Genomic DNA, 26,037 nt, shown 5'->3' with positions numbered 1-26,037 from the left:
GTAATGGAAGACGAAAAAAGGCTGCCCGGAGGCAGCCTTTCAAGTCCCACTATTCAGCATCACAATGGTCTAGTAGTTTATCTCCTGCTTACCAAGACTTATGGGGTGCGCAAATCCTGTAAAATCCGGCTCAGTATGACAGCAGCTTGTGCCCGGGTTAAGGTTCCGGCCGGGTTAAAGAGCAAGCCTTCCCCTCTCATATATCCTTGTTCGAACATATAAGCTACTGCCGCTCTGTCATCCGGAGCTATCGAATGGCTGTCAGCAAATGGCAGGCTGACATTAGAACCAGCGGCTCCGTTCTTCAGTGCAGCAGTTGCAAGCGCCGCCGTCTCCTGGCGGGTAAGCGGGCGGCGGGCATCCTGTTCGCGAATATGTGTCAGCCATGTATCGCCTTTGCCCTGCAGCCGATCCAATAGAGTCAGCAGCTCCGCACGGTTAACCGTGTCATTCGGACTGAACATACCTGCCGCGCCTTTTCCCGCCACCAGCTGATGAGCGGCCAGCACTTCGATGTCGTCCTTGGCCCAGTGCCCCGCCAGATCGCTGAACGTTCCGGTCCCGGCTGCAGCGGTATACGTTCCATCACTCTTCACTTCAAGCTCCAGGTTGCCGTCTTTAACCAGCTTGCCGGACTGCAGGTAGGTCCATGAACCGTCCGCTGCTTTCTTATAGGCACCGGTTTTACGGTCATCACCGGTATTGGCGTTTAACGGAAGGCGGAGAATGACAGGTGTACCGGATGTCCACCCGTTCTTCACGCTGACTACGGGAGCGCTTGATACAGCGGCCGGGCCTTTTGTCGTCAGGACACCAGAAATGTGACTAAGCGAGAGCTCTACACTCAGTCCCTTCGTCCCGGTAAAGTCTGCCAAGGCTTCTGCCGGGATGGATAAAGTGAATTCTCGTCCTTCCAGCATAAGGCCCATACCAGAAGATTTCAGCTTATCCGCCTGTACAGAGGTCAGCGACAACCGGACGAACGAATAATTTGCGAAGAGCACATCGCTTAACGAAAGCGCCGCATATTCCGAATGTGCCTGCAGCACTGCCTGGTTCAGCGCCGTGTCGGATACGGCAAGAACAGCTGACGGTAGAGCTGAAGCACCGGTTGCATTCGCCGTAAGTATTCCTGAATTTACTGTGGAAGTATTCCCCGTCACAGGTACTGCCGTTACAGGCGCTGGATTAGGCTGACCGCCTGGCTGTTCGGGCAGCTGTGGTTCCGGCTTAGCAGGATCCGTTACCTGTAACTGGGCTTTTGCAAGTCCGGCTGCAGCGGTAAAGGTCCGCCCCTCGTTCCAGAACAGCAGGTCTCCCAGCTCAAACGTATAGCTTCCCGCCTCAGCAGGAACAAAGGTAAAGGAAGCAACGCTGCCTTCGCCGGAATAGACGCTGTTCGTCAGCTGCACACCGTACCGCACTACCTGTCGTCCGTCGGAAATGCCGAACGAATCAGTGTATTCCGCTAGCGGTACCCCAGGGTCATGCTCCTCCTGATAAGTAGCCAGCTGGACGCTCGGCTGAATGACAGGAGTCTTCAGTCTGCCGTCATAAGCGAGACTCATCATCGCGCCGTAGACGGATTCGGCCGCTGTGAACCGGACTTCCACGGTTACCGGCTGTCCGGTCATCACGCTTGCTGCGCTCAGAGCTGGCGTTACCGTAATGGCATCGGCACCGGTGCTGTACTTCAGCAGCTGGGCGTAGTCTTCGTCCGCCGCGCCATTCCCGGCGATATCGTAGGCGTAAATATAGAAATCGTTCATCCCTTCGCGGAGCGGGACCCCGATTTCAAAATAACCGTCCGGGTACAGGACGCCGTCCGTCTGCTGTGTGGTCCCGTCCGCCGCTTCGTAAACGGCGCTGATCCCAATCAGATCCTCCATCTCATACCCGTTGGTTCCGGAAATCAACTCAAGCATCAGGTCGTCCACAATATCTCCATACAGCACCGCCTGCCGCTCTCCGTCACGAGGCTCCACTTCATCCAGCATTACGGAAGAAAGAAGGGGCGCGCCGGTGTCAACGGCAACGCTGAACCGTTGTTCGCCGAGCCGGATCCGGTCTTCCCCGTATACCGGTGTAACGATGTAGAAACCGTCCTCAAGCGGTTCAAGCTGTCCCGTCCCGCTGTCATAGATCCTGCCGTCCCATTCGACTTCATGCCGACCTTTGGCATAATCGCCACCATGAGCGTATATGTCGCCGACAACCTTCCCGTCTCCCGTATTGAAGTCAAAGCGCGAGACCTCAAAATTCAGATCCGTAACCCTTTCATTCACCGAGAAATACAGTCCGTTCATGTCCGACAAGCCGTCACCGTTCGGCGAAAAGACCAGATCATAAACATTTGCTGAATCAACGGCATCAGGCTTCAGTTTATCCCCTAATATTGCGGCCAAAGGGAGAAACAGCGTCTGCCCCCCTGTACCTGTCAGCTTGACCGCACCCTCATAGAACCCGTCCCTGGCGTCAGTGCCAATCGACAAGGTAACTTCAAAAGTGGCGCCTTCTGCCGGAACTTCAAGTGTTTCGGTACTTGCATACGCGTTAAGTCCCGCATGTTTGGTGTACCATTCAATTTCTGCCTGGTAATCAAGCGGAGCTCCAGACAAATTATCCAGGTAGACGGTTTTGGTCACTGTACTGTTCCGGTTCTGGATTCCGTACGACAAGGACCCTGTATAATAAGGATCCGGCTCCAAGCCGGAAATTCCAAGATCCAGTTGTTCGAACACCTTGGCTATAACCGGACTTTGAATTACACGATCCAGATGCGGAAGACCTGCGCCTTGTTCGAAGTACCCGTACTCATACCCTTTGCGGTCGGTCAACGGCTCTGCGCTGTTCATGAGCATGGATTTGATCTGTTCCGGATCCAGCGCTTTCTGGAGCATGTCTTCACCTGCCTGTAGTAGCAGTGCGGCTGCACCAGCTATGTGAGGCGCAGCCATGCTTGTCCCTTCCTCTTCAGCATAGGCCGTATCGTAGGTACCATCCATACTGGCCCACACAGGGACGGAAGATAAGATGTCAACGCCTGGTGCAATAATCTCGGGTTTAATGATGAAGTCGGGCAGCCCCGGTCCCTTCGAGCTGAAGTCTGCCAGTCGCTCCGGTTCTTCAATCAACTCGTAACTCAGCGTACCTTCACCGTTCACAAGCTCCTGCTTCACCGCCTTCCCTTCGGCCAATGTAATTCCGTAGGTCGGAATATAATCCCCGGCACGGCTTAAGGTAGGGCGCACAGGTTCGGTCTCGTTGTTGGCGATAAGCAGTGTAGCTGCGCCAGCTTTTTTGGCGTTCAAAGACTTGGTCGAAAAATCCAGTCCGCCCCCGCGGTCCACCAGCACGAAGTCTCCCTGAACATTTACTTTGTCAAAATCCGCTGCGGTTCCTGCTCCTGCATAGACTACCCGCACGCCTGATTCTTCTTCCGTAAGCTCAGGAGACAAAGAGGCCCGTAGCCCGTAAACGGGTTCAGCGTCTCCTATATGAATTACAGGAGTCACGACGGGCTTAGTCGAGGCACCTACTGTGATTGCGCGATGTGCGCCGCCGGGAGTAGTAAGCGTATAAGATCCGTCTTCTCCGGAATTCCCGGCCGCGATGACGACAGTAATGCCTGCCTTCACCGCATTGTCAGCTGCAATGGCGTCTGGAGCGTAGGACTGGTTATAGCCCGACCCGAGCGACATGTTAATGACATTAGCGCCGTCTGCAGCCGCCCTTTCGATTCCCGCCAGCGTCTGTTCCGTCGATCCGTTGCCGTAGGGGCCGAGTACGCGGTACGCATAAATCTCCGCACCGGGAGCCACGGCGGCTACAATGCCCGCCACGTGTGTACCGTGCGCGGTTTCATAAGGAGTGCCGTCGGCATCCGGAGGGATTTGATTCGGGTTGTCCGTTTCATATGGGTCATCATCCTCATCGACCAGATCATATCCCCCGGCATAATGGTCCTTTAAAAGCGGATGGTTATAGTCGATTCCCGTGTCGAGAACGGCTACCTTTACTCCCTCCCCTGTAATTCCCTCGTCAATCAGGATGTCCGCACCGATCAAGTCGCCGCTGGCAATAACAGGGCTGAGACCAGTCAGCGGTTCCGCACTTATTGGCGGTGCCTGTACGGCCTCGTCCGGATACACCGCCTTGACGCCCGGCAGATCAAGCAGCTTGTCCACCTGATTCCCCGGCAGCGTCAGCGCATACCCGTTAAACACCTCGGTAAATTCGCTGCCTGCCGCAGCACCCAGGAGGGCGGCCGCCTGTTTAAAAGCGGCATGCTCGGCGCGGAGCTTGTTTCGTTGAAGCGACGGTGAGAAGGACTTTCCCGCACTTTGCTCCACAACCCTTGCAGGTTCGCTTCTCAGCTCGACGATGACCTTGATCGGAGATAAAGAGTCGGTGTGCGGAACATAATTTTTGGGTGCCGGCATTTCAGCGAGCATCGCCTTGAAGGCCGCTCCGAGATCTCCGGCATCACCTCCCCATTTCGGAGTTACGCCCGGAGCTTCCGCAAATCCACCAGGAAGCGGAGGCAAGAATGGCGCTGAAGACGCAGCTCCAGCCGGGAGCAGCAGCGCAGCGGCCAAAATAAGGCTTGCAGCGCCTGCGCCGATCCTGCGGTAATTATTTTTTGACATTAGGAACCCCCTGTTCATTGAAAACATTCCGGCATTTCATAAGATCCTTACTCTCTGATATGTATGCGTAAAGGAATATGTAATGGGTAATTCGCCGGATAATCCCTTCAATTTTACAGTTATTTAGGCATTTCGGATATCGTTCTTAAGCACTAAGTACTTGGAGCCTGGAATACAAGCTGCGAAAAAAAGTAAACATTAAACAGCCCACACCTTGTTTATAGATGAGGGCTGTATTTTCGTCAGGGATGGGGAGGAGAAGCCCCTCCTTTTCCACACAGAGTAATTGGAGATTATGGATAGCCGGGATCGGAAAGTTTGGGGTGATGCGAGTGTATTGTGTATGTATATAGTTGAATTGTTAGGTGTGAGTGGCTATTTCGCCATTATTTAAGTATAGTTAGGATTTACGTAAATTTCTGCAAGATGCCTCTATATATAGAAAAAAGAAAGCAGCCCTTGACGGCTGCTTTCTTTCATCTTCGTTTACTTCGCTTTTAACTCATCCCCTGTCACCCATTTATGATTTCTTATGGGTTCTCCGCCTGTTGTTGGGGTATAGTCAACCATGTATACGGTTGTTTGCTCACCTGTATCTACGGTTGCGGTAGCCCCCTTCATACCAGGCATATGATCCGCGTTAAGCACCACTTCTGTGCCAGGCACATAAAGCTGGTCTCCCGCATCTTTTAATTCTTGCTGAATAACCCATTTATGATTGGTAACCGGATCTCCTCCCGTAATCGGTGTATATGATACCGCGTAGACATTCGTATCGTAAGCCCCTACAATGGTTGCGGTAGCCCCCTTCATCCCGGCCATATGCTCCTCGGTAATGACGGCCTGATCGCCGACCTTGAACTCCAGATTTGCTGCTTCCTTTAATCCTTCAGGCACTTCACTTGTCATTTTCTCATGTTCCATCTCTGAATGATCCATGCTAGATGCAGTGTTAGTGGGTGTATTGGACGCTTTGTTTCCGTTATTTGCGGTATTTCCACAGCCGCTGATGACGATCACAAGCGACGTAGCTAAAATTAATAAGCCTCTTTTCATATAATCACACTCCATCATTATTCAATTCTGGAATTTATGCAAACTAATAGGTATGCATTATCGTCTCCAGTTGAATCAGCTGTCATACCATTGGCTGCTCACTCCTCAAGTGTTTCTAAGAGCCTGATCTCCTCTTCTTTATTACACACTCGCGCCCTGAACTGGAACGTCGATATCCCGTTCCTTTGCACGTCATTTTACGGCAAACCTCCGCACAACGGAAACAGGGTTCTGCACTTTACATTAAAATGCCGCAAGCGATAAACGCTTACGGCATCATTTCTCAATCTATTTTTTTAAGCTTTGCAGTTCTTTTTGAATTCGCTCATTTTCAACTTTCAGATCGACCAACTGGTCATGCAGGCTTTCAGTTGCAACACGATGATTGTGGGAGCCGTGAGCGTGTCCCCCTTTCATTGTAAACATCATGACAATCATCATGACAGGACATACCAGCACGAGTAATGTAGACCATTCCATTTGAAATCCTCCTATGAATGTTCTTTAACTTATATTTTTATTCTAAAGTTTGAGTATGTGTAATTTATGTTGAAAGCATGTTTGAATCATGAACTTTTAATTTAATAGACATAATTAGTGTTAGCTGGAAAGTTTACGTTTTAAATGTTCATTCTGTACCGCTGCCTCGAAATAATCTGCGTGAATGGTCCAATCCGTTTCTATTTGCTTTGATAACACTTTATTAACAGTTTTCTTCCCAAACATTACCGATCCAATACTTAAAGGCACTATATAAACCTGATTCCACGACCATGCCATTTCTTTATTCCTCCTCTGAATTCTTAAATGTGTAACCTTTGATTGACTTTATTCTAAGAGATTGATATGTATAATTCGTGTTCTTTATTTGAGCTTTGTGTGTGATTTTGCTATAAAGGAGAAAACACCCATAATGTTTTGATCTCATTAGTAATAAAATCTGTAATATCATCAACTCGTCTATCTAGATTCCTTTTGTAAAATTTGTCGACCGTCACCTTTCTTCAGGCACAAAGATGCAATACCAAGTTATTTTTCATAATTCAGTCTTCCGAATCTATGAAACCGATGAATTTCCGGATCGGCTGTCGTCTATATAAACGAAGGCATAAATGACACAAACTATTTTGATGAAGAGGTGTTTTAAAAATGGCATTAACATCCGTATTCACGAGCTTCAACCTGCCTGTAAAAAACGTAGAACAATCGAAAGCGTTCTTCACCGGACTCGGATTCGAGCTCAACCCGCAATTCCCCGATAATGAGAATTCGGTAGCCATCGTGATCGGCGACAACCTGCAGGTCATGCTGATCAATCAAGCATTCTTCAATACGCTCACGGAGAAGGAATCGGTCAATACGAGCAAGTATGCGCAGATGACGATCGCATTGGCCTTCGAGAGCCGGGAAAAGGTCGATGAAATCGTGAATAACGCACTCTCCTTGGGCGGGAAATTGCACGCTGAACCTGAAGATCATGAGTTCATGTATCATTGGGGCTTCGTGGACTTGGACGGCCATCTATGGGCTATTAACTACATGAACATGGATGCGGCACAAAGTTAAGGCTACCTGAGGATTTTAGGGCTCAAAAAGAAAGACGCCGGCATCTTTCCCGGCGTCTTTTTCGCGATGATTAGTTATGTTCGGTATAGGCTTTGAAATTGTCCATGATCGCTTGCCAGCCTGCTTGCTGTAACTCGACAGGATTGGAGCTTTCCGCGTCGAACGTTTCAACGACCTTCGTCTCATTCCCTTGATCGACGAAGGCAATATCCACTCTTCTTCCGTCTTCCATGGCGTAGCCGATCGCCTCATGCAGATTCACGACATCGTAGACGCCGCCAAAATCAAAGCCCATGCTGCCATCCTTCGCTTCCATCCGTGTCAGAAACTTACCGCCGATCCGCAGATCGTTTTCGGCTCTCGGCGCATGCCAGTCCTCGGACGCTTGATTCCATTTCGTGATGTGATCCGGCTCGGTCCAATAGCGCCATACCTTCTCGACAGGGGCTTGTATCACGGCTTGCACGGTTACTTTCGTCGGTTGACTCTTTTCCATTTTAATAGACACCTCTCTCATGATATTCGTCGTTTGGTTATTCTCAATAATATAGACGTAAGCGAATGACGAAATTCATTGGTCAATTCGCTCAAGCAGCCCAAATCGCGTAAATAACGGCGTGTGAATGAAGTTTTGAACGTGCAGGATTTGATTTTCTTTGGTTTCAATGACGTGGATGCCCCAAGGTACCAGGTCAGAGCCTTCTTTAGCCGGTATATACTGGGCTAACGCCGGATAACCGCCATTCACCGTTATGGGCACCAATCGCGAACCTTCGCAATGCCAACGAGTAAGCGAATAGAAGGAGGACAAATCTTCCTTGCCGCGGATCCACATCTTGAAGGGCGGCATTGACATGCAGCCTTCCTCGTGGAACAACGCGACGAGCGCAGCAATATCGAATTTCTCGAAGGCCTCTACATACCGGGACAGCAGTTGCTGCTCCGGTTGAACGTCCATGCTGCTGAGCTCATCCGAGCGAAGCTGGGCCCGGTCCATTGTTTCGCGGGCTCTTTGCAAGGCGCTGTTCACCGCTGCCGGCGACATCGCCAACGTTTCCGCGATCTGCTTGGAGGACCATTCAAATACATCCTTCAAAATGAGTACAGCACGCTGCCGCGGAGGCAAGGTCTGCAGGAGAGCGATGAAGCACAGTTGAAGGGTATCTCTGCGGATGAGCCGGTCCTCCGGATTGCCTCCAAAGTCGGAAGACGGCCAGATCCAGGCAGAGTCCGGCAGCGTGTCTCTCGGCTCGACGATGGCGACGGCTGGGTCGAACAGGTCAACGGGAAGCGCGCGGCGTTTGGATTGTCTCAGCTTGTCCAAGCACAGGTTGGAGGCAATCCGATAGACCCATGTCTTGAACGAGGAATCCTGTCTGAACGTGCTCCAGCTCTGCCAGACCCGAATACTCGTCTCCTGAACGGCATCGTCTGCATCGTCCATGGAGCCTAACATTCGGTAACAGAACGAGGTTAAGCCCGGTTTCAAGCTTGCAAATAATGATTCGTCAAATGCGGTCTCAATCATCGCGGCCTCCCTTAACGATCTCCCCGAAGGGGATACCTTCATTATATGCAATGAAGCGGACAGCCTCAAATATTACTATTGTTTGAATCAACTTACCTTTCACCAATTTGATATACATTGTAGCTAAGAATAGGCATCACAATACATTGTTCAAAATAATACTTTTCATATAGAACCTCATGCTTTTTGAAGAACATATCAATGAACTCAGGGAAATCTGCTATCCCAATCTCCTTCGAATGAAGTCAATTCTTCCGGAGCAGATTCCTTGATTTTGTTATCGAGGATATTAACATGGTATGGGAAAAAGAAACTGAAGCCGCTGCCTAATAAGAACATATTATTGCTATAATAGTTGAAAGTCTTCAGTCCCTGACTGCAGATTAGAAAATAACTAGAGGTCTGCCAACAAGATGGTCGACTTCTTTTTTTTGTAGTCGGCATATCATATGTTTTTATTCGATACACATGCATTCCCCCCTCGATAACCGTTCGCTTTCAATCAGCTTACAAATTGAACCATCCGTTAAGCATATCTGAATAAAAAAAGCCCAGTACCAGCTGGTACTAGGCAGTAGAAAGATGAATTTCACTCCATTCCAATCAAAGCATACTAACCTACCTCCAACAACCTCTCACTTACGTCCACTGCTCATTTACCTGGCACCCTATAGTCTCTCATATGAACCTTTGAGTAAATCAAACCGAAAATCATATTTAATCACACCCTAGGCTCATGTGCATATAATTGAGAGTGAAATTACTTACATTATCGGAGGGCTACGTTCATGCATATGATTTTTCCGTATTGGTTCAGATCGCAATTCGTTCCTGTTTGGGCAACCTCGACGCAAGACGCGCTTGAATTAATGAGGACTTCAGTCCAAGGGGAACGAAATGATGAACTTTTTTATGACCAACTCATTCGTCTTACTCCTAACCAAAAACAATCTGAAGTTATTACCTCTATTCGGAATGATGAACGAGGGCATAATCAAATGTTTCGGCAAATGTACAGAGAATTATCTGGACATGAAGTGACAGGAGTTAGCAATGAAAGTCCTGATCATATTCATTCGTATATTGCAGGGTTGCAAAAAGCTTTCCAAGGTGAATTGTCTGCAGTAGAAAAGTATCGAAAGATCTGGTTTGGCCTTCCTTATGGCGTTTATAAGGATACTTTGTATGGAATTATTCTTGATGAGCAAAAGCATGCGGCTAAGTATAATAATCTGTTGATACAAAACTTAGCTGGAAATCAGTGGTGATTTACTTAGACTTCCCTTTATAACTACATGGTTCCGCCTTTGCCCTTTTTCGGGAATTCGCCTATTGGCTACCTGCTCTAAATATCCGCATAACGCTGCTCGGTAATTGCATCAATCATCTGATTTTACTGAATGTGTCAACACTTTAATGCTTCGGTCAACTGGGGTTGCGTTTATGGCATAGGCATGACACATCCCCATGCAACCAAGCCCAATCGATGAGACAACCTTGATTACAAATCGTTTTTACCATAGTTCGTTAATAATTCAACAGTTTGTGGATCATAGTGTGAGAAAAAGGCGCTTTCGCCAGTATCAAGTGCTGACAGCTTTGCCATGTCTTCGGTCGTCAGTGTAAAGTCGAATACGTTGAAATTTTCTTCCATCCGATTTTTATTGACTGTCTTGGGAATGACTACCACGCCTCTTTGAATCAGGAAACGCAAAGCCACTTGGGCTGTTGATTTACCATATTTATTGCCGATTTCCTGAAGGCTGGCGTTGGTAAACAAATCGTTCTTTCCTTCCGCAAAAGGACCCCATGATTCAATCTGTGTGTTGTATTTCTTCATAATTTCATGTGCTTTTTGCTGCTGATTGAACACATGAGTTTCGACTTGATTTACGGCCGGAACCACTTCGCTAAACTGTACAAGATCGATATATCTGTCCGGATAGAAGTTGCTTACTCCTATTGCTTTAAGCTTTCCTTCTTTATATAGTTCTTCCATTGCACGGTACGTTCCGTAATAATCATTGAATGGCTGATGAATAAGAACTAAGTCCAGATAATCCAGTTGAAGCTTTTTCAAGGACTCCTCAATGGAAGCCTTGGCTTTCTCATAACCGGCGTTAGAAATCCAAACCTTTGTGGTGATGAAAAACTCTTCTCTCGCTATTCCACTTTTTTGGATCGCACGGCCCACGGCCTCTTCATTCCGGTATGCCTGTGCGGTATCAATCGAGCGGTAGCCCACATTTATCGCATCAAGCACACATCTTTCACATTCCTCGTGATCTGGAATCTGATAAACACCATATCCCAGAATCGGCATCTTAACCCCATTGTTTAAGGTTACATATTCCATTGCAATTCCTCCTATTATTTATTAATTCTTATGAAGCTCCAACTACAGGATGCGGGACATACAGCTCTTCAAGGAATGAAATTTCTTCAGGGCTTAACTTCACCGAGAGAGCACCTACAGCATCTTCAAGCTGTGAAAGCTTTGTCGCACCGATTATAGGAGCAGCTACATTATCTTTCTGAAGCAGCCATGCGAGTGCGATATGAATGCGGGGGACACCGCGCTTTTCTGCGAGAGCAGCAACCCGTTCTATGATCAGGCGATCTGCGTCAGCAGTCGCATCATATTTCATTTTTTGAATTTGATCGCTCTCTGATCTTTGCGTGGTTTCTGACCAATCCCGGATCAATCTTCCTGATGCTAACGGGCTATAAGGTGTGGAAGCAATTTTTTGGTCCTTGCAAAGCGGCATCATTTCCCGTTCTTCCTCGCGATAAATAAGATTTAAGTGATTTTGCATGGATACAAACCGGGTCCAGCCGTTCTTCTCCGCAACATGCAGAGCCTTTTGAAACTGCCAAGCGAACATGGCAGAAGCACCAATATATCTAGCCTTCCCAGATTTCACTACATCGTGCAGGGCTTCCATCGTTTCCTCAATAGGCGTATTGTAATCCCAGCGGTGGATAATGTAGAGGTCCACATAGTCGGTCCCCAGCCGCTTCAAGCTTTTGTCGATTTCACTTAATATGGACTTCCGTGAAAGCCCCCCGCCATTCGGACCTTGATGCATTCTTCCCCAGACCTTTGTAGCGAGCACAATTTCATCCCGATTCGCAAAATCCTTCAATGCCCGTCCGGTAATTTCTTCACTGGTTCCATTCGCATAAATATTTGCTGTGTCAAAAAAGTTGATACCCAGCTCAAGAGCTCTCTTAATGATTGGTCGGCTGTTCTCCTCATCAAGCACCCATTGATGTCCACCCGGCATCACTTCTCCAAAGCTCATACACCCCAGGCAAAATCGGGAAACATCCATGCCCGTATTTCCAAATTTAATGTAATCCATAAAGCAAACCTCCATTTCAATTATTATTAATAATCAGAAGATTCAAGTAGAATCCTTACAGCTGATCAAACATCATCGACCGGTTCAAACCATTCTGTTTCTCCTGGAGTCATAGCCAGGTGCACAAACCAGCTATCATTGGTCGCGTCACGCCAGTGTTTCACGTTAGGCAGGATATCGAACACATCGCCTGTTTGGAGCAAGCGGGCTGGCTTATACAAATATCGAGGCGAACTGAAGTAAAATAATATTCACATTTACTTTAATGTTCACACGTCTATTATTATATTCCAACTAAGGATTTTGCCTATTGTTAATTTCATTCGATTTGTACATTACTGAACTAATTCATTGATTTTGTTAATTATCTCCGCAACCCATATATTTATATTGATAAAATATTGAACAGCTGTTTATAATTATAATTAAGTATAATATTTAAGATTCATGACAATAAGAAAGATCGGTGAGAAACATGTCTAAAATCGACAGGAGAATTCTTAAAACGCAGGAAGCTTTAAAAACAGCAATTATTGAATTAATGACTGAAAAAAGTTTTGACGATATAACTATTCAGAATCTATCAGATAAAGCTAACGTTAGTCGTGGCACGATTTACCTTCACTATATGGATAAATACGACTTACTGGATAAACTTATTGAAACCCATATCAATGAACTCCGTGTAAGATGCGAAGCAGCAGCAGATGTAGACTTTGTTACAGGATCCGTAATTTGGACAGAATATTTTGATCAAAATTACACTTTTTTCTCCACGATGCTGGCAAGTAAAGGAGCTGCCTATTTCCGTAATCAATTCCTGGAGTTTCTTATTGAAGAGTTTAAGGACGAAGTAGATAACACAAAGGGCAAGAACGAAGGATTTAATAAGGAGCTTGTTGTCCATTTTCTGGCTTCTTCTTATGTGGGCGTTGTCGAATGGTGGTTTATGAACGAAAAACCTGTCCCGCATGAAATACTTGCAGAACAGCTCGGAGGTTTGTTGGAAAGAATTTGTGAATAATAGCTTCCTCATTACCGGGACTTGTTATCTTATAGTGATGGTCAAATGGATATATCTGATCCCCTCAAAAAGAAAACCCGCGCTAGGCGCGGGTTTTTATATGACGATGTCCTTGTCCACCGGCAACATCCCCATGATGATCACCTAAAGCTTATTGTATTCCTCATCGGATACTGGCTCTAACCATTCTGGTGTTCCTGCAGTAATTGCAATATGTTCAAACCAGCTGTCTTTTGTAGCACCATGCCAGTGTTTTACACCATCGTGGGTAACAATTACATCACCGGTTTTCAGAAATTGTGGAGGGTTCCCTTCTTCTTGATACCAGCCTTCGCCGCCGGTTACAAGTAGTATCTGATATCCATTCCGATGGATGTGCCAATTGTTTCTGCACCCCGGTTCAAAGGTCACATTTCCAACACCAACATTTACTTTGGGATCAGAAACTAATGGCTGAAGATAACTTTGTCCCACAAAATATTGTGCATAAGCTTCATTTTTTTGTCCTGCCGGAAATAGAACACCATTTTTAACTTCTTCGAACTTTGCCATATGGATACCTCCATTTATTTGTTTGTATTATAATTTGCCGCCAAAAACCGGGAAGAAGCTATGTTCACCATAATTCTGAATAGGCTCAACGGTTTTTAAACTTTCCATATCAGCATCGCTGATAACAAAATCAAGCGCGGCATTGATTCTCATGTGATTCGGATTTGCCGTTTTTGGGATGACGACAAGGCCGAGCTGGATATCATATCGTAAGCTAAGCTGAGCCACAGATACACCATATTTTTTCGCAATTTCTGTAACCCCGGCATGGTTTAGAATAGCGCCATGTGCAATTGGCGAATAGGCCTCTACCAGGATGTCATTCTTTTGGCAAAATTCAATCAATTCAAACGGAGTATTGCCCACATGTGCCAGTATCTGATTGACAATAGGCTTGATCTCACAACCCGCAAGAATATTCTCTACATCATCCTGAAGGAAATTAGAAAGACCGATTGACTTCAGTTTACCTGCTTTATATGCATCTTCCATTGCCCTCCATGCTTCTTGGTTTTCCTCGAAGTAACGGTTCTCCTCACGGAACTCTTTCCAAGGCTGTGGGCTATGGATAATCAGAAGGTTAATGTAATCCAGCCCCATTTTGGCTAACGACTCATCAATGGATTGTGTAACTGCCTTATAGTTCTTAGTTTCTGCAGCTACCTTCGTCGTAATGAAAAGTTCTTCTCTTGCGATACCGCAGGAACGGATCCCCTTGCCTACACCCGCTTCATTCATATAAGCCTGAGCCGTATCAATATGGCGATATCCGAGGGACACCGCATCATGCACTGCCTGTGCAGCTTGTTCGTTGTCTAGCAGCCAAGTACCAAGCCCCAGTTTTGGGATTACTACACCGTTAGACAATGTGTACGTTTCGTTAAACATATAATTGTTGTCTCCTTTTTATATAAATTGATTCTCAGTTTATCCTTAATTATCAGAAAGTAACTCATTAATGCTGGCTAATGCGTTTAGTGTTCTAGGGAAGCCCATGTAAGGCAGACAGTGGGTAATTGCAGCAATAAGCGTCTCCTTGTTAAGGCCGACATTTGTACTGCCGTGCACATGGGCCTTTACTTGACCTTCGGCGCCGCCGAGTGCGCTGATAATGCACAGGGTCAGCAACTCCCTTGTTTTCAAATCTAGCCCTCCGCGAGTGTAAAAGTCACCAAAGCAGAAAGAAGAAAGGTAATCCTGGATATGTTGTTGATTTGACTGCGTGCCTTCCCACATTTTTTGAATGACATCGCCAAAAATTTCGATCTGTACAGCAAGTCCTTTATCGAAGCGGTCCTCTTCTTCCACCTGTTTTTGGCTCTCAAGCGGTAATGCAATATTTCTCGCTTTGAAAACCTCATTGATCTCCTGAATCGCATTCAGTGTTTTGGGAAAACCCAAGTATGGTGCGCACTGATAGATCGCCTCTTTGATTTCCACCGGTGTAAGCCCAACGTTCAATGCAGCATGAACATGAGCGTTTAACTGGGGCAACGTTTGATTGACCGTAAGCACTACTAGCGTAATCAACTCACGCATTTTATTATTCAGGCTACCTTGGTAAAATACTTCTCCAAAAATAAAGCGGCTTAGGATGTCCTGAAATTCAGGATCCGTAGCATATGCTCCAGGGACAGTATTGCCAAATAGTTGTTTATACTTTTCTTGGCTCTTTTCAATTCGATTCATAGCTCTCCCCCTGCTCTCCTTAGAATTTTGAAACTATCCCGCTTCCAAGAAAATAAACATTGATTGTTTAATCAACCTGTGTTTATAATTCTAACTAACATTCAGGTATATTCAATCGTCAAATTCACGTGATCTGTGGATTATCAAACAAACCATTAACAATTGTTGATTATTAGAGAGAAGGAAGACGTGTAGATGAAGAAAACAGATAGAAGAGTAATTAAGTCACAACAGGCAATAAAGAAAGCCATACTTGAACTCATGACTGAGAAGAATTTTGATGATATTACCATTATGGATATCTCTGAGCGGGCAAATGTGAACCGGGGAACCATTTACCTGCATTACATGGATAAGTATGATTTACTCGATAAACTTATCGAAGAGCATATCAATGAACTCCGCGAGCTATGCCAGTCGGCAGCTGAGATGACTTTTAAAGAAGGAAATTACGTATGGTTCGAATATTTCGAAAAAAATCATATGTTCTTTTCCATCATGTTAACAACAAAAAGTGCTGCCCATTTCCGGAGCCGGTTCCTCGATTTGGTGGTTGAAGAGTATAAGGTTGAACTTGATTCCTCTGAAGGAACCAATAAAGGGCTGAATGATGACATTGTACTTCAATTCCTAGGGGCTGCTATCATAGGATCCGTGGAATGGTGGTTCAAAAATGGGATGCCCTATCCGCCGCGCGTAATGGCTGAACAAACGGGTGCAATATTAGACCGGAACTTTTGAGTATATCGCATCATTGTAAAGAGGCACGTCCATGTAGATGTGCCTCTTTAAGTTATACTGAAACACTTAATTATTCGTTATTCATCGTGGTAATGTCGATTACAAACCGGTAGCGTACATCTGAAGCAAGCACCCGTGTCCAAGCTTCATCAATCCGGCTGGCAGAAATAATCTCAATCTCAGGAGTAATATGATGTTCAACGCAGAAATAGAGCATTTCTTGTGTTTGCGGCTACAAATCCCCGCGCTTTATGCTGGTCAGCTTGAATGTGCCTTCCGGGCTGAATACAGCGCGAGCATTAACATTAATCATAGTTCAAATCCTCCTGTAACCTTATGTTTTTTGCCTTTTGAATGAGTAAGAAATAAGAAATGATGGATAATAGACTGGTCGCAAAAATAGTGATTCCAAACGCCACCGCCGAATTCTCACCTGAGATCCCCACAAGCGGGGACGTAACGGCACCAAGGGAAAATTGAAGTGTACCGAGTACTGCGGATGCACTACCGGCAATATGCCCTTGCGATTCCATCGCCAGTGTAAAAGAAATAGGTCCAATGATCCCAATGGAAGCTGCGAACAAGAAAATTGAAATAAACAAGCTGATTAGAGGGCCATGGATAAGTACTATTAAAAGAATTGCAGCTGTAGCAATAAAGGCCATCAATAATCCGAACCCAAAAATACGATGCTCTGTCCATCGGCCTGCCAGCCACTTCACGCACTGAGAGCCTAATATAATGGCAAAACTCAACATAACAAATGAATCTGTTCATTATTATAGAAGGATTGGTGAATATCCGAATGGCAAAAATGGACCGGAGAATTCTTAAAACGCAGGAATCTTTGAAAACAGCTGTCATCGAGCTGATGAATGAAAAAAAATTCGATGAGATAACCATTCAAGATATTGCAGACCGTGCAAATGTGAACCGAGGAACACTCTATCTGCATTACCAGGACAAGTTCGATTTATTGGATAAACTCATTGAAATGCATCTTGCTGAATTAGAGGAAATGGATGAGTGGGCATGTAAGCTGGATTGGATAGACGCACTTGTCCCTTATTTCGAATATTTCGAGAAACATTATTTATTCTTTTCAACGATGTTAGCCAGTAAGGATACTCCCTCCTCTTTCAGAACACGGCTCCTCGCTTCCTTTATAGAAGGATTCAAGGGGGAAATTGACAAAGAAAGCGATAAAAATATGGATTTAACTGAAGATATCATGGTGCAATATGCCGGGAACGCTTATGTTGGAATCATTGAATGGTGGATCCGAAATGGAATGCCTTATCCGCCACAAGTTATGGCTAAGCAAGTAGGGATATTGTTAGATAGAAGTCTGTAGATAAAAACAGGCTAACCCTCGAATCTTGTTAAGGGTTTTTTATCCGATTAATTTTATGAGACACCGCGTTAAACTTAGGCATCTCGTTTACAGTAAAATGGAAAATGAGAAATGTTGTATACAACGCTAATATACTTTGACGATAAGAATCAAACGTACCAGTATTCTCCTCTACTGCACAGAAGCTGGTGTGAATTTCAGTTCCGATGTATCAGCATAACTCCATCCAATAAAACAAAAACCCGCGCTGGGCGCGGGATCTTATGTGACTATATTCTTGTTAACAGACAGATTAACCCTTCCAGGGGTCTTCATGCAGTCTTCCTTTGGCTGCGCCAATGCTACCGCCTTTTAGCAGATAGGTTTTGATTTTTTTCTGTAAGGATGTATGTTCCGGTAGTTCGTGTATTGGAATATCTGTTCTTCCATATACCCATCTAATAGAGCTGTCGTTAGAATGATCTACGTGTGTTAATCCGAATACCTTTTGAAAGCCCAGTATGTTGGAGTTCTCAGGTAACAATTTAGTTAGGACAGGAGATAACAGCCAGGAATCACACACCATTTCCGACTGTCCATATTCCGGATAAAATTCGGCGAAAAATCCCCTGGCCTCCTCGTAGGACTTCCGCAAACTCTCCCGCCCCAAATCCGCATCAGCGGGGATATGTATATTTATTAATTTCTCATCTTCCTGCTCGATCATTTCATATTCAAGTGCACCAATTCGGAATTCGCGAAGTGAAATCTGTCTTGGAAACCACCAAGCCCACGTGAATGCATATGTCCCGTACAGCTTGTAATGTTCCTCAATGAATCGGGTACAAAACTTCATCGTATCTGTAAAAATGCGCTCGCTGATTCCTCTTTTTTCATACTCCTTATGGGAAGCTACTGCACGCAGAAGCATAAAAGTGAGCATTTTGGTCCCATCCGGATCCTCTCCAAGTACGCCGGCTATTTCTTTTACTCCATTTTCCCAGGATGATGGATCATAGAGGGCGGCTGAAAGTGACTCTGTTGTTCTCTCTTCGATTTCGCCTGCCAATTCAAGTACTTTTCTTTTCATTGGATTAGGTAAACAAATACGTTCACACACTTCTTTTAAAGTCGTCATCTGTATTCTCCTTTATCGATCATTTAGCCGGTAGCCTTACCCATCATTATATATGTTTTCCATCGTAACATCTCTTTTTAAATCTCCTTCGATTTTGATACATTTGCTTCATAAATGTGTTGCATCGAGTTGCAGCAAAGTGTCCATACTAAGTATCGAAATATGAATAAGGGAGACTTGATATGGACCTGCAAAGTGGTAAATTGTACTGGCCGACAACGGTTGTTAACCCTCCTTCTTATCCTAGGCTAGAAGAGGACATATCCTGTGATGTACTCATTATTGGTGCAGGCAGCTCCGGCGCCCAGTGTGCAAATATCCTTTGTGAACAAGGGATGTCCGTCGTTATAGTTGACAAAAGAAAAGCCGGAGAAGGCAGCACCAGCAGCAATACCGCTTTGATTCAATATGCCGGAGAAAAAAGTTTTGTATCGTTGAGCCACTCATTTGGTGAACAGGTGGCTGCGCGTCATCTTAAACTATGTGAGCAGTCTATTACCGACATTGAGCGGGTAAGCCATCAGTTACCCATTGATCCGGATTTTATAAGACGGGACAGCCTGTATTACGCAAGCTCTAAGGAGGATATTTCTGAATTAACCGAAGAACATGTTCTCCTGAAGAAATACGGGTTTAATGTAGATCTCTGGGATGCCCAGCGGATATCGGGCCACTATCCTTTTCAAAAAGAGGCAGCACTGTACTATCACGATGATGCCGAGATGAATCCGCTTAAATTTGTTTACGGGCTTCTTGAGAAAGTAAAGTCACAGGGCGGAATGATTTATGAAAATACAGAAATAACAGGCAGGCGTTTCGAACAGGATTATGCCCTGTTTTATACCAAAGAAAAGCGAGAAATTCGGGCCAGACATGTCATCATCGCGGCCGGTTATGAAGACAGCGACTTCAAAACCGAAAAAAATGCTACACTTGCAAGCTCCTATGCCGTCATTACGAAGCCGATCGCCGATTTATCAAGCTGGCATAAAAGAACCTTAATATGGGAAACAGCACGCCCATATGTATATATGCGTACGACCCCTGACAACCGGGTTATTATTGGAGGAATGGATAAGGATACATCCTACGCTGAAACAAGGGATTCTAAAATCCTTGCAAGCAAGGACAAACTCATTGGGGCGTTCCACAATCTATTCCCGGACATTCAGGTCATACCGGAATACTATTTGGGTGCCTTCTATGGAGGAACGCATGACGGATTGCCTGTCATCGGCCAATACGAGACATATCCTCATTGTTATATCCTTATGGCTTACGGAGATAACGGAACCGTATATAACGGTGTTTTAGCCAAAATTGTTTCGGACCAGATCCTAACTGGATCCAGCCCGGATATGAAAATCTACCTGCAAAGCAGACCGCTTGTATCCCGGTAAAATGAAAACGGGAGCTGCCTTTGCAACCCCCTTTCTATAATAAAAGCGATAGGTAAGCCAGATTAAGGCTTTCTTATCGCTTTTATTTTTGTCATCTCAAAGTGTACTAAAACCTAGAAGTTGATGCTATATCCTCACAAATTGGTTTATGTTCACTGCCCGACATCCGGTTTGTTTAACCTCCTAGTTTTCAAGTCCGATCGGGAAATGACAATTCTGCTTGAAACCTCGATTTCAGCTGCTTTAAAATGACCGTTCCAATCTTGCTTCACGAGCTTATACTCAGAATAGTGATGCCGGTTCATATACTCACCGAATCCAAAAATGTCGACACCAAACTCTCTTTGGACACGACTAATTGTGGATTTAACCTGTTCGTTCAGGAAATTAGACTCCATCTGTTCCAGTTGTCGATACCCTGCCGCAGTATCAAGAGGCAAATCCGTATCAATGCTGCTCACATGGCCTTCCCCTGCAATAGATAATTTTACCTGCGGGCGTCCGCTTTCCAATGTTACATCCATGGTTGTGTGGATCGGGTCCATCCGAATCGTTGCGACGCCTTGCTTCTTATCAACCGGAACCGCAAAACTCGTTCCTGTAATTTTGTCTCTAATCATGTTTAACAATCTTGTATCTGGCACCGAAATAAAACCAATGAGCTTGTCTTCCTTGAACACGGCGGAACCTGCACATTTGACGATTGCTCTAGGAATTGATGAAGTTGTGTCTTTGCTGTTCTCACTATTGTTGACTTCTCCTTCAACGGAAATTGCTGCGAGAACAGGCTCCCTTCCTTCACTTAAGATTGCATCTGTATAGTTGTACAATGTACTCTTCGGAGTGCCGCCCCACGAACGGTAAAAATGAATGATCTGCATTCTGAGCTTCCAGCTCGAATATTGTCCACTTGGGTACATGATCTTTAGGACATCTGATGCTGGTGTATCCTTGGCTATCAGTATCAGCACATCCTCGCGCACAAAGCGGGATCGCTGAAGAACATCAATAATCTGATTTAATCCTTTCCGCGCAATGCTTTCATCGACGACAACCATATGAATATGAGAGTAGATGATTTTCCGTTCAACCATCTCATTCATGCGGGAAGAAGCCTCACTGATTGATTTCCCCTCCATGGTATATAAAAGTGTAGGAGGCCCTCCACTGCTGCTTTGTACTCTTTGCGCCTCGGCGGGATTTAACACTTCCATGGTGAGCTTTAACATTCCATTCTTCCCCGGCTCAATCGCCATTCCGGTCAACATGGAGGACTGGTTCACCTCTACCCAATCCCAGCAGCCGCTTTGAAGCAGACAGAGGATAACCGCCATAAACAGAAGCAAACCTTTACGCAGCATTTCGCTCCCCCTTTTTTGCGCGCTTCGTTAGACTGGATGTTAGATAAGGTATCCCGAAAGGTTCGATTCGCGACAAGTGTAGCAACAGAAACGCAACTGCAAGGAAGATGCCAAACAATCCTAGGATGGAACCGAGTATGATAAGCCCGTATCGGAATAAACGTATTCTTGCACCAAAGCTGTAGATTGGGGATACAAAACCTGAAATAACCGTTAACGAAACAACGATTAAGCTGACATTTGATACAAATCCCGCTAAAACAGCAGCCTGTCCAAGTACGAGCGCGCCTGCAATCGAGATGGATTGTCCGATAATGCGCGGCATGCGGGTTCCTGCTTCTCTAAGGATTTCAAAGGTGATCTCGAGCACCAAAACCTCAAAAACAACCGGGAATGGAATACCTTGCCGCTGGGCGGCTATGCTCGTGAGCAGCAGGGTCGGAATCAGCTCCTGATGATAACAAGTGATTGCGATATAGAGCGCCGGCATACAGAGTGAGATCAGAAAGGACAAATATCGCAGGTACCTGATAAAAACACCGAAGGAGAACCATTGGTAGACGTCCTCAGGTGATCTGAAGTAATCATTAAATAGTGAGGGAACCATTAGTACGAACGGACTTCCGTTTACAATAATGGCGACACGCTTATCTATCAATCCATTGCAAACATTATCTGGTCTTTCAGTTGCATAAACGGTGGGAAACAACGAAAGTTCTTTGGATTGAAACAGTGTGTCAAGGTTGCTGGTAGCGAACAGACTATCCATTTTGCGCTCTTGAATTTTATCGCGGATTTGATTCAAGACATCCTTCTCAACTAAGTCATCTACATAGGAGAGGTAAATGGACGTCTTTGTCATCTGGCCAAGTTCATATTTCTCAAAGCGCAGGTATGGGTTCTGAATCTTCCTCCGGATTAAGCTGATATTCGTCTCCGCTGATTCCGTGAATCCATCCTTAGGGCCAATGGCTACACTCTGCGTAGTCGGCTCCGTCACGGCGCGCGTTTCGAGTTCCTTGATATCGATCATTAAAACTTCTGTCATACCTGAGATATATAAAGCGGCATAACCTTTCATTATTAAGTCTGTGAAATGCCCGGGGTCATTGGATGTCTCCGTGGTTAAACCCGCCAAATACTGCTCACGAATCCGATCAAGCCACTGGTTCTTTTGCAGTTTGTCCAAGGGGCTCCCAGCATGGGTGAGTGGTTTTATAACATTATCCATTAGGAAAGCAGTGTTAGTCATTGAGGTCAAATAGCTAAACACCCCTGCCTCCCCAAAAATCCTAATCGTTACGGATGCCAAATCAGAGGTCTCACCCAAACGCTGTTCGAGTTCCTCTTTTACGGACTCCATATTAATGTCGGTACTTGGCTTTTTTTCATCCGTAGTCATCATTCTTCTCCCTTCAGATTACGAATCCAGACAAGAAGCAGAGTAGCAACCGGAATCACCAGCTGCATCGGTATATGTAGCCAGAAGATGACATGTTTCAAACCTTCCTCTACATGTTCACCATAATTGTTCGTAACCAAAATGGAATAGCCGCCAATAAGGAACGCACAGGGTAACGTGAACTTTTTAAAGCTTCTCTTAAATACGAATGCGGCTCCCTTCGTGCCAGCGTATAGAAAGATTGAGCATTTTAAAAGAACACTAAAGAAGATAATAAATGCCACCAGCGCATCCATACGGGTAATAAAGTCGGCAATGTTGATTTGTCTTGCTGCATCCAATAATGCAAAGACCGAGAATTTCATATTCTCCTTCCCGAGGGTACAGATCTGCAGGAGGCTAGAGAAGGTTAGCACGAAGCAACTGCAAATCATCGCGGCTAATCCCAGTACCCGAAATCGTCTCGGGTTACCGAGTCCATTCACAAACACGAGGAACACGATAATTTCTCCGTAGGGAAACCAAATTGTGCTTTTCCATGTAGCATTGATAACAGGTGAAATCCCTTTGGAGAGTAGCGGAAGAATTCGTTCCGTATCCAATGATCCACTGAAACCGAGAAGTACCGCAAGTAGAAGAAAGAAAAAGATAACCATACCCGAAATCGGAATGGCTACACGCCCAATCGCAGATAGTCCTCCGGCTGAAGCATAGGCAATGACTAAAGTGAACAAGAGAATGAGCAATTCCTCTGGGGTATCCGCAAGAAGTGTTGTCTTGACTAACTCAATCATGTCGCGTATGTTCCGGGAGGCAATATATAAAAAATAAACGGTATAACCTAATACAAGAATCTGGCCCAGTAATCGTCCCCATATTTTATATAAAAGCGAATAAAGGTCGTTACTATTACCAGCCACTAACAAATGGGTATATAACATGAATAAAGCGCAGGAAGGAATAAGTGTGATGAGGTCTACAATCCATGTGTCCTCTACCAATCGGGGAGTTCCGAAAATAATCGAGGTACCTAACAGAAAGACCGTCATAATTGTAAAGGTGTGAAAGGGCTGAAGGCGGGTAGTCTTCATTGAGGTCTCATCCCCTTTTTCTCGACAGCATTAAGACGAATCGCGTGATTAAAGCTGAGTTCTTCAAGTCTACTCCCCCTGCTGTTAAGAGCGCAGCCCCAAGAAACCAGCCAACTGAAGAATTAGAAGGAATGTAATATAAGTGTAGCAATGCTGATTGGAATGAAAAATGATACACCAATACGTCAAGGATCACCAGTAACAGTGTCCCCATAATCGCTAGAACGAAAATGCCCAGAAAAATCAATGCATCGTCCCCCGTTCACCTTGAGTTAAGGTTAATATGAACATTAGAACTTATTAATATGTAACAGGGTTAACCTTTAAAAGCCGATCCTTTGAGGGATCGGCTTCTTTTTATTTCTTAATTTTGTCTGTTCTCCACAGATTTCATACGGTTTTGATCGTCAGGCAGCCGGTCATGACTGTTTTCCTGACCTGCTTCAACTTCACCGTGGCCGGAGACAGCCCGGGCGAAATTTGTGAACTGCCTTTTTTCGTCATCCTGCTCGTGCTTAAGCTTAAGAAGCTCCTGCGGATCCTGAGTTGTCATAAGGTTTAACCTCCTAAGTAATCGAATCAATGTATTGATTCGCACTACAGAAGTTTTCCATTAAAACGTGGAGCTTATGCAAGAAATTCACAATCCTCCTTCTCGCAGCTTGTATCATTTACTAATCCTCTATGTATCGTATAAACCTGCATTTAATGATACACATTACATGCTTAGGGGGTGTAATATGAGTCAATCATCGTCTAGGAGTAAGGGGACAAACGCTAAAGAAGGAAAAAGCGGAGATTTGAAGTGGTGGCAGCTGTCATTGCTGGGTATCGGATGTACGATTGGAACCGGTTATTTCCTGGGATCCGGCCTTGGTATCAAAATTACAGGGCCTTCCATAGTGATCTCGTTTCTTCTTGCCGCAGCAGGAACGTATATCGTGTATCATTTGCTCGCATTGATGACAACCGCCGACCCCCAGGAGGGTTCCTTTTGTTTCTATGCCGAAAAGGCCTTTGGACGCTGGGCCGGGTTCAGCTGCGGCTGGAACTACTGGAGCTCCAAAATTCTGATAATGGGCAGTCAGCTGACTGCACTCGCTATTCTATCCCGGTTCTGGTTCCCGGGTATCCCGTTATGGATATTCGCCGCTGTATATGCTGTGCTCTCCATTGCGGTGGTTCTTCTGGGCACCAAGGGGTTCGACAAAGTGGAGAACATCCTCGCGGTGACTAAGACGGCTGCGATCGTGATGTTCATTATCCTCGCTGGAATTGCTCTCATCGGCTGGATTCATGGCGGAAATGATAATAGGCCCGGAATACCAAACGGGGTGAAAGCCTTCTTTCCTGCAGGATACCGCGGATTCTGGTCGTCACTGGTGTATGCCTTTTTTGCCTATGGCGGAATCGAAACGATTGGCCTGATGTCTATGCAATTGAAGAACAAGGAGGATGCCCCTAAGGCCGGGCAAGTCATGCTGGTTGTTCTGACCATTATATATGTAATTTCAATCGGATATGTTGTCACTATGGTCTCCTATGAAGCGATCACCGAGAAAGAAAGTCCGTTTGTGACCGCTCTTTCCAGTTATAAGCTGCCTTTCTTCCCCCATGTCTTCAATGCAGCAATCCTGACCGCAGGTTTCTCCACAATGACGGCTTCTCTATTTGCCGTTACAAATCTGCTGGTCACGCTGTCCAAGGATGGCGACGCTCCGCGCATCTTTAAGAAGAAGCTTAAGTTCCGGAGCCTGCCCCTGCCCTCATTGGCACTTGCCGCTCTCGGGTTATCGGCATCGGTCGTCACCTCCCTACTCCTGCCGGGAAAAATCTATGCCTACATTACCACTGCGGCAGGAATTCTTCAGATGTACAATTGGGGGTTCATTATCATATCTGCCTACAAGGTTTTGGAGCTGAAAGTTAAAGATAAATGGTTGTCCATTACCGGCCTGCTGCTGCTTGTCCTGGCTGTAACGGGAACGATTATGGAGAAGAGTATCCGTCTGGGTTTCTTTGTTAGTGTGGTGCTTGTTGTCTTGATTGCGATTGTCACCTGGATCATGACGAGAGTCTGGAATAAATCCGGAAAAACGAACAAGCAGCCCACTCCTTGAGTGACTGCTTGTAGAACGGGCG

General features: G+C 45.5%; 24 protein-coding genes and 1 pseudogene. 7 read left to right on the top strand and 18 right to left on the bottom strand.

The genetic code is table 11. The annotated features are described in order from the left end of the window. Positions 1-98 precede the first annotated feature (98 nt). The 4 genes from L6H70_RS28675 to L6H70_RS04230 form a co-directional block, all read right to left on the bottom strand. Positions 99-4,649: a S8 family serine peptidase gene (locus tag L6H70_RS28675; protein WP_279306726.1), complete on the bottom strand. Its 4,551-nt coding sequence runs from the start codon at positions 4,647-4,649 to the stop codon at positions 99-101. A gap of 486 nt (positions 4,650-5,135) precedes the next feature. Next, positions 5,136-5,705 carry a YdhK family protein gene (locus L6H70_RS04240; protein ID WP_236330080.1) on the bottom strand — a complete coding sequence of 190 codons (570 nt, stop codon included), beginning with the start codon at positions 5,703-5,705 and terminating at the stop codon, positions 5,136-5,138. A gap of 288 nt (positions 5,706-5,993) precedes the next feature. Next, positions 5,994-6,185 (bottom strand): DUF2933 domain-containing protein, encoded by a 192-nt coding sequence (locus tag L6H70_RS04235; protein ID WP_236330078.1) that lies wholly within the window; start codon positions 6,183-6,185, stop codon positions 5,994-5,996. Between the two features lie 120 nt (positions 6,186-6,305). Beyond that, positions 6,306-6,485 (bottom strand): hypothetical protein, encoded by a 180-nt coding sequence (locus L6H70_RS04230; protein WP_236330076.1) that lies wholly within the window; start codon positions 6,483-6,485, stop codon positions 6,306-6,308. A gap of 369 nt (positions 6,486-6,854) precedes the next feature. Between L6H70_RS04230 and L6H70_RS04225 the strand changes: the two genes are divergently transcribed. Then, on the top strand, positions 6,855-7,271 hold the full coding sequence (locus L6H70_RS04225; protein WP_236330073.1) for a VOC family protein: 417 nt from the start codon (positions 6,855-6,857) through the stop codon (positions 7,269-7,271). A 70-nt stretch (positions 7,272-7,341) separates the two neighbouring features. Here the strand turns inward: L6H70_RS04225 and L6H70_RS04220 are convergent, their stop codons facing one another. Both L6H70_RS04220 and L6H70_RS04215 read right to left on the bottom strand, forming a co-directional pair. Further along, positions 7,342-7,767: an SRPBCC family protein gene (locus tag L6H70_RS04220; RefSeq protein ID WP_236330072.1), complete on the bottom strand. Its 426-nt coding sequence runs from the start codon at positions 7,765-7,767 to the stop codon at positions 7,342-7,344. A 75-nt stretch (positions 7,768-7,842) separates the two neighbouring features. Next, positions 7,843-8,841 carry a sigma-70 family RNA polymerase sigma factor gene (locus tag L6H70_RS04215; protein ID WP_236333114.1) on the bottom strand — a complete coding sequence of 333 codons (999 nt, stop codon included), beginning with the start codon at positions 8,839-8,841 and terminating at the stop codon, positions 7,843-7,845. 746 nt (positions 8,842-9,587) lie between these two features. On the opposite strand from L6H70_RS04215, the gene L6H70_RS04210 reads away from it, so the two are divergent. Next, positions 9,588-10,067, top strand: a complete 480-nt coding sequence (locus L6H70_RS04210) for a ferritin-like domain-containing protein (protein ID WP_236330070.1) — start codon at positions 9,588-9,590, stop codon at positions 10,065-10,067. Positions 10,068-10,300: 233 nt separating this feature from the next. Here the strand turns inward: L6H70_RS04210 and L6H70_RS04205 are convergent, their stop codons facing one another. Next, positions 10,301-11,155: an aldo/keto reductase gene (locus L6H70_RS04205; RefSeq protein WP_236330068.1), complete on the bottom strand. Its 855-nt coding sequence runs from the start codon at positions 11,153-11,155 to the stop codon at positions 10,301-10,303. 28 nt (positions 11,156-11,183) lie between these two features. Then, positions 11,184-12,164, bottom strand: coding sequence for an aldo/keto reductase (locus L6H70_RS04200; protein ID WP_236330066.1), 981 nt, complete (start codon positions 12,162-12,164; stop codon positions 11,184-11,186). A gap of 475 nt (positions 12,165-12,639) precedes the next feature. Between L6H70_RS04200 and L6H70_RS04190 the strand changes: the two genes are divergently transcribed. Further along, positions 12,640-13,188, top strand: coding sequence for a TetR/AcrR family transcriptional regulator (locus tag L6H70_RS04190; protein ID WP_236330064.1), 549 nt, complete (start codon positions 12,640-12,642; stop codon positions 13,186-13,188). Between the two features lie 144 nt (positions 13,189-13,332). Here L6H70_RS04190 and L6H70_RS04185 read toward each other — a convergent pair whose 3' ends face one another. From L6H70_RS04185 to L6H70_RS04175, 3 genes are read right to left on the bottom strand one after another with little or no spacing between them, the layout of a single operon-like run. Next, complete coding sequence (locus L6H70_RS04185) at positions 13,333-13,740, bottom strand: cupin domain-containing protein (RefSeq protein WP_236330062.1); 408 nt, start codon at positions 13,738-13,740, stop codon at positions 13,333-13,335. 27 nt (positions 13,741-13,767) lie between these two features. Then, positions 13,768-14,628, bottom strand: coding sequence for an aldo/keto reductase (locus L6H70_RS04180; protein ID WP_236330060.1), 861 nt, complete (start codon positions 14,626-14,628; stop codon positions 13,768-13,770). Positions 14,629-14,673: 45 nt separating this feature from the next. After that, positions 14,674-15,429, bottom strand: coding sequence for a carboxymuconolactone decarboxylase family protein (locus tag L6H70_RS04175; RefSeq protein WP_236330058.1), 756 nt, complete (start codon positions 15,427-15,429; stop codon positions 14,674-14,676). A gap of 195 nt (positions 15,430-15,624) precedes the next feature. On the opposite strand from L6H70_RS04175, the gene L6H70_RS04170 reads away from it, so the two are divergent. Continuing rightward, positions 15,625-16,170, top strand: coding sequence for a TetR/AcrR family transcriptional regulator (locus tag L6H70_RS04170; protein ID WP_236330056.1), 546 nt, complete (start codon positions 15,625-15,627; stop codon positions 16,168-16,170). 70 nt (positions 16,171-16,240) lie between these two features. Here the strand turns inward: L6H70_RS04170 and L6H70_RS04165 are convergent. After that, positions 16,241-16,399 (bottom strand): annotated as a pseudogene (locus L6H70_RS04165) (alcohol dehydrogenase); the annotation flags it as partial. Between the two features lie 76 nt (positions 16,400-16,475). Continuing rightward, positions 16,476-16,925 (bottom strand): MFS transporter, encoded by a 450-nt coding sequence (locus L6H70_RS04160; protein WP_236330054.1) that lies wholly within the window; start codon positions 16,923-16,925, stop codon positions 16,476-16,478. Positions 16,926-16,975: 50 nt separating this feature from the next. Between L6H70_RS04160 and L6H70_RS04155 the strand changes: the two genes are divergently transcribed. Beyond that, positions 16,976-17,524, top strand: a complete 549-nt coding sequence (locus L6H70_RS04155; RefSeq protein ID WP_236330052.1) for a TetR/AcrR family transcriptional regulator — start codon at positions 16,976-16,978, stop codon at positions 17,522-17,524. Between the two features lie 292 nt (positions 17,525-17,816). Here L6H70_RS04155 and L6H70_RS04150 read toward each other — a convergent pair whose 3' ends face one another. After that, on the bottom strand, positions 17,817-18,641 hold the full coding sequence (locus tag L6H70_RS04150) for an acyltransferase domain-containing protein (protein WP_236330050.1): 825 nt from the start codon (positions 18,639-18,641) through the stop codon (positions 17,817-17,819). 182 nt (positions 18,642-18,823) lie between these two features. Between L6H70_RS04150 and L6H70_RS04145 the strand changes: the two genes are divergently transcribed. Further along, positions 18,824-20,041, top strand: a complete 1,218-nt coding sequence (locus L6H70_RS04145; RefSeq protein WP_236330048.1) for an NAD(P)/FAD-dependent oxidoreductase — start codon at positions 18,824-18,826, stop codon at positions 20,039-20,041. A 152-nt stretch (positions 20,042-20,193) separates the two neighbouring features. Here L6H70_RS04145 and L6H70_RS04140 read toward each other — a convergent pair whose 3' ends face one another. The 4 genes from L6H70_RS04140 to L6H70_RS04125 all read right to left on the bottom strand — a co-directional run bounded on the left by L6H70_RS04140 (position 20,194) and on the right by L6H70_RS04125 (position 24,448). Further along, on the bottom strand, positions 20,194-21,402 hold the full coding sequence (locus tag L6H70_RS04140) for a Ger(x)C family spore germination protein (RefSeq protein WP_236330046.1): 1,209 nt from the start codon (positions 21,400-21,402) through the stop codon (positions 20,194-20,196). Next, positions 21,392-22,804: a spore germination protein gene (locus tag L6H70_RS04135; protein ID WP_236330044.1), complete on the bottom strand. Its 1,413-nt coding sequence runs from the start codon at positions 22,802-22,804 to the stop codon at positions 21,392-21,394. The genes L6H70_RS04140 and L6H70_RS04135 overlap by 11 nt, the downstream gene beginning before the upstream one ends. Continuing rightward, the gene (locus tag L6H70_RS04130; RefSeq protein WP_236330042.1) at positions 22,804-23,895 is read right to left on the bottom strand and encodes a GerAB/ArcD/ProY family transporter; all 1,092 of its coding nucleotides are present in this window, start codon (positions 23,893-23,895) and stop codon (positions 22,804-22,806) included. The genes L6H70_RS04135 and L6H70_RS04130 overlap by 1 nt, the downstream gene beginning before the upstream one ends. A 364-nt stretch (positions 23,896-24,259) precedes the next feature. Then, a complete protein-coding gene (locus L6H70_RS04125; RefSeq protein ID WP_236330040.1) occupies positions 24,260-24,448 on the bottom strand; it encodes a hypothetical protein in 189 nt (62 codons plus the stop codon). 187 nt (positions 24,449-24,635) lie between these two features. Between L6H70_RS04125 and L6H70_RS04120 the strand changes: the two genes are divergently transcribed. Further along, complete coding sequence (locus L6H70_RS04120; protein ID WP_236330038.1) at positions 24,636-26,015, top strand: amino acid permease; 1,380 nt, start codon at positions 24,636-24,638, stop codon at positions 26,013-26,015. Positions 26,016-26,037 lie beyond the last annotated feature (22 nt).

Source organism: Paenibacillus auburnensis (genome assembly GCF_927798115.1).
In the GTDB taxonomy this organism is placed as follows: domain Bacteria; phylum Bacillota; class Bacilli; order Paenibacillales; family Paenibacillaceae; genus Paenibacillus_AQ; species Paenibacillus_AQ auburnensis.
This window is presented reverse-complemented; position numbering and strand designations above follow the sequence as displayed.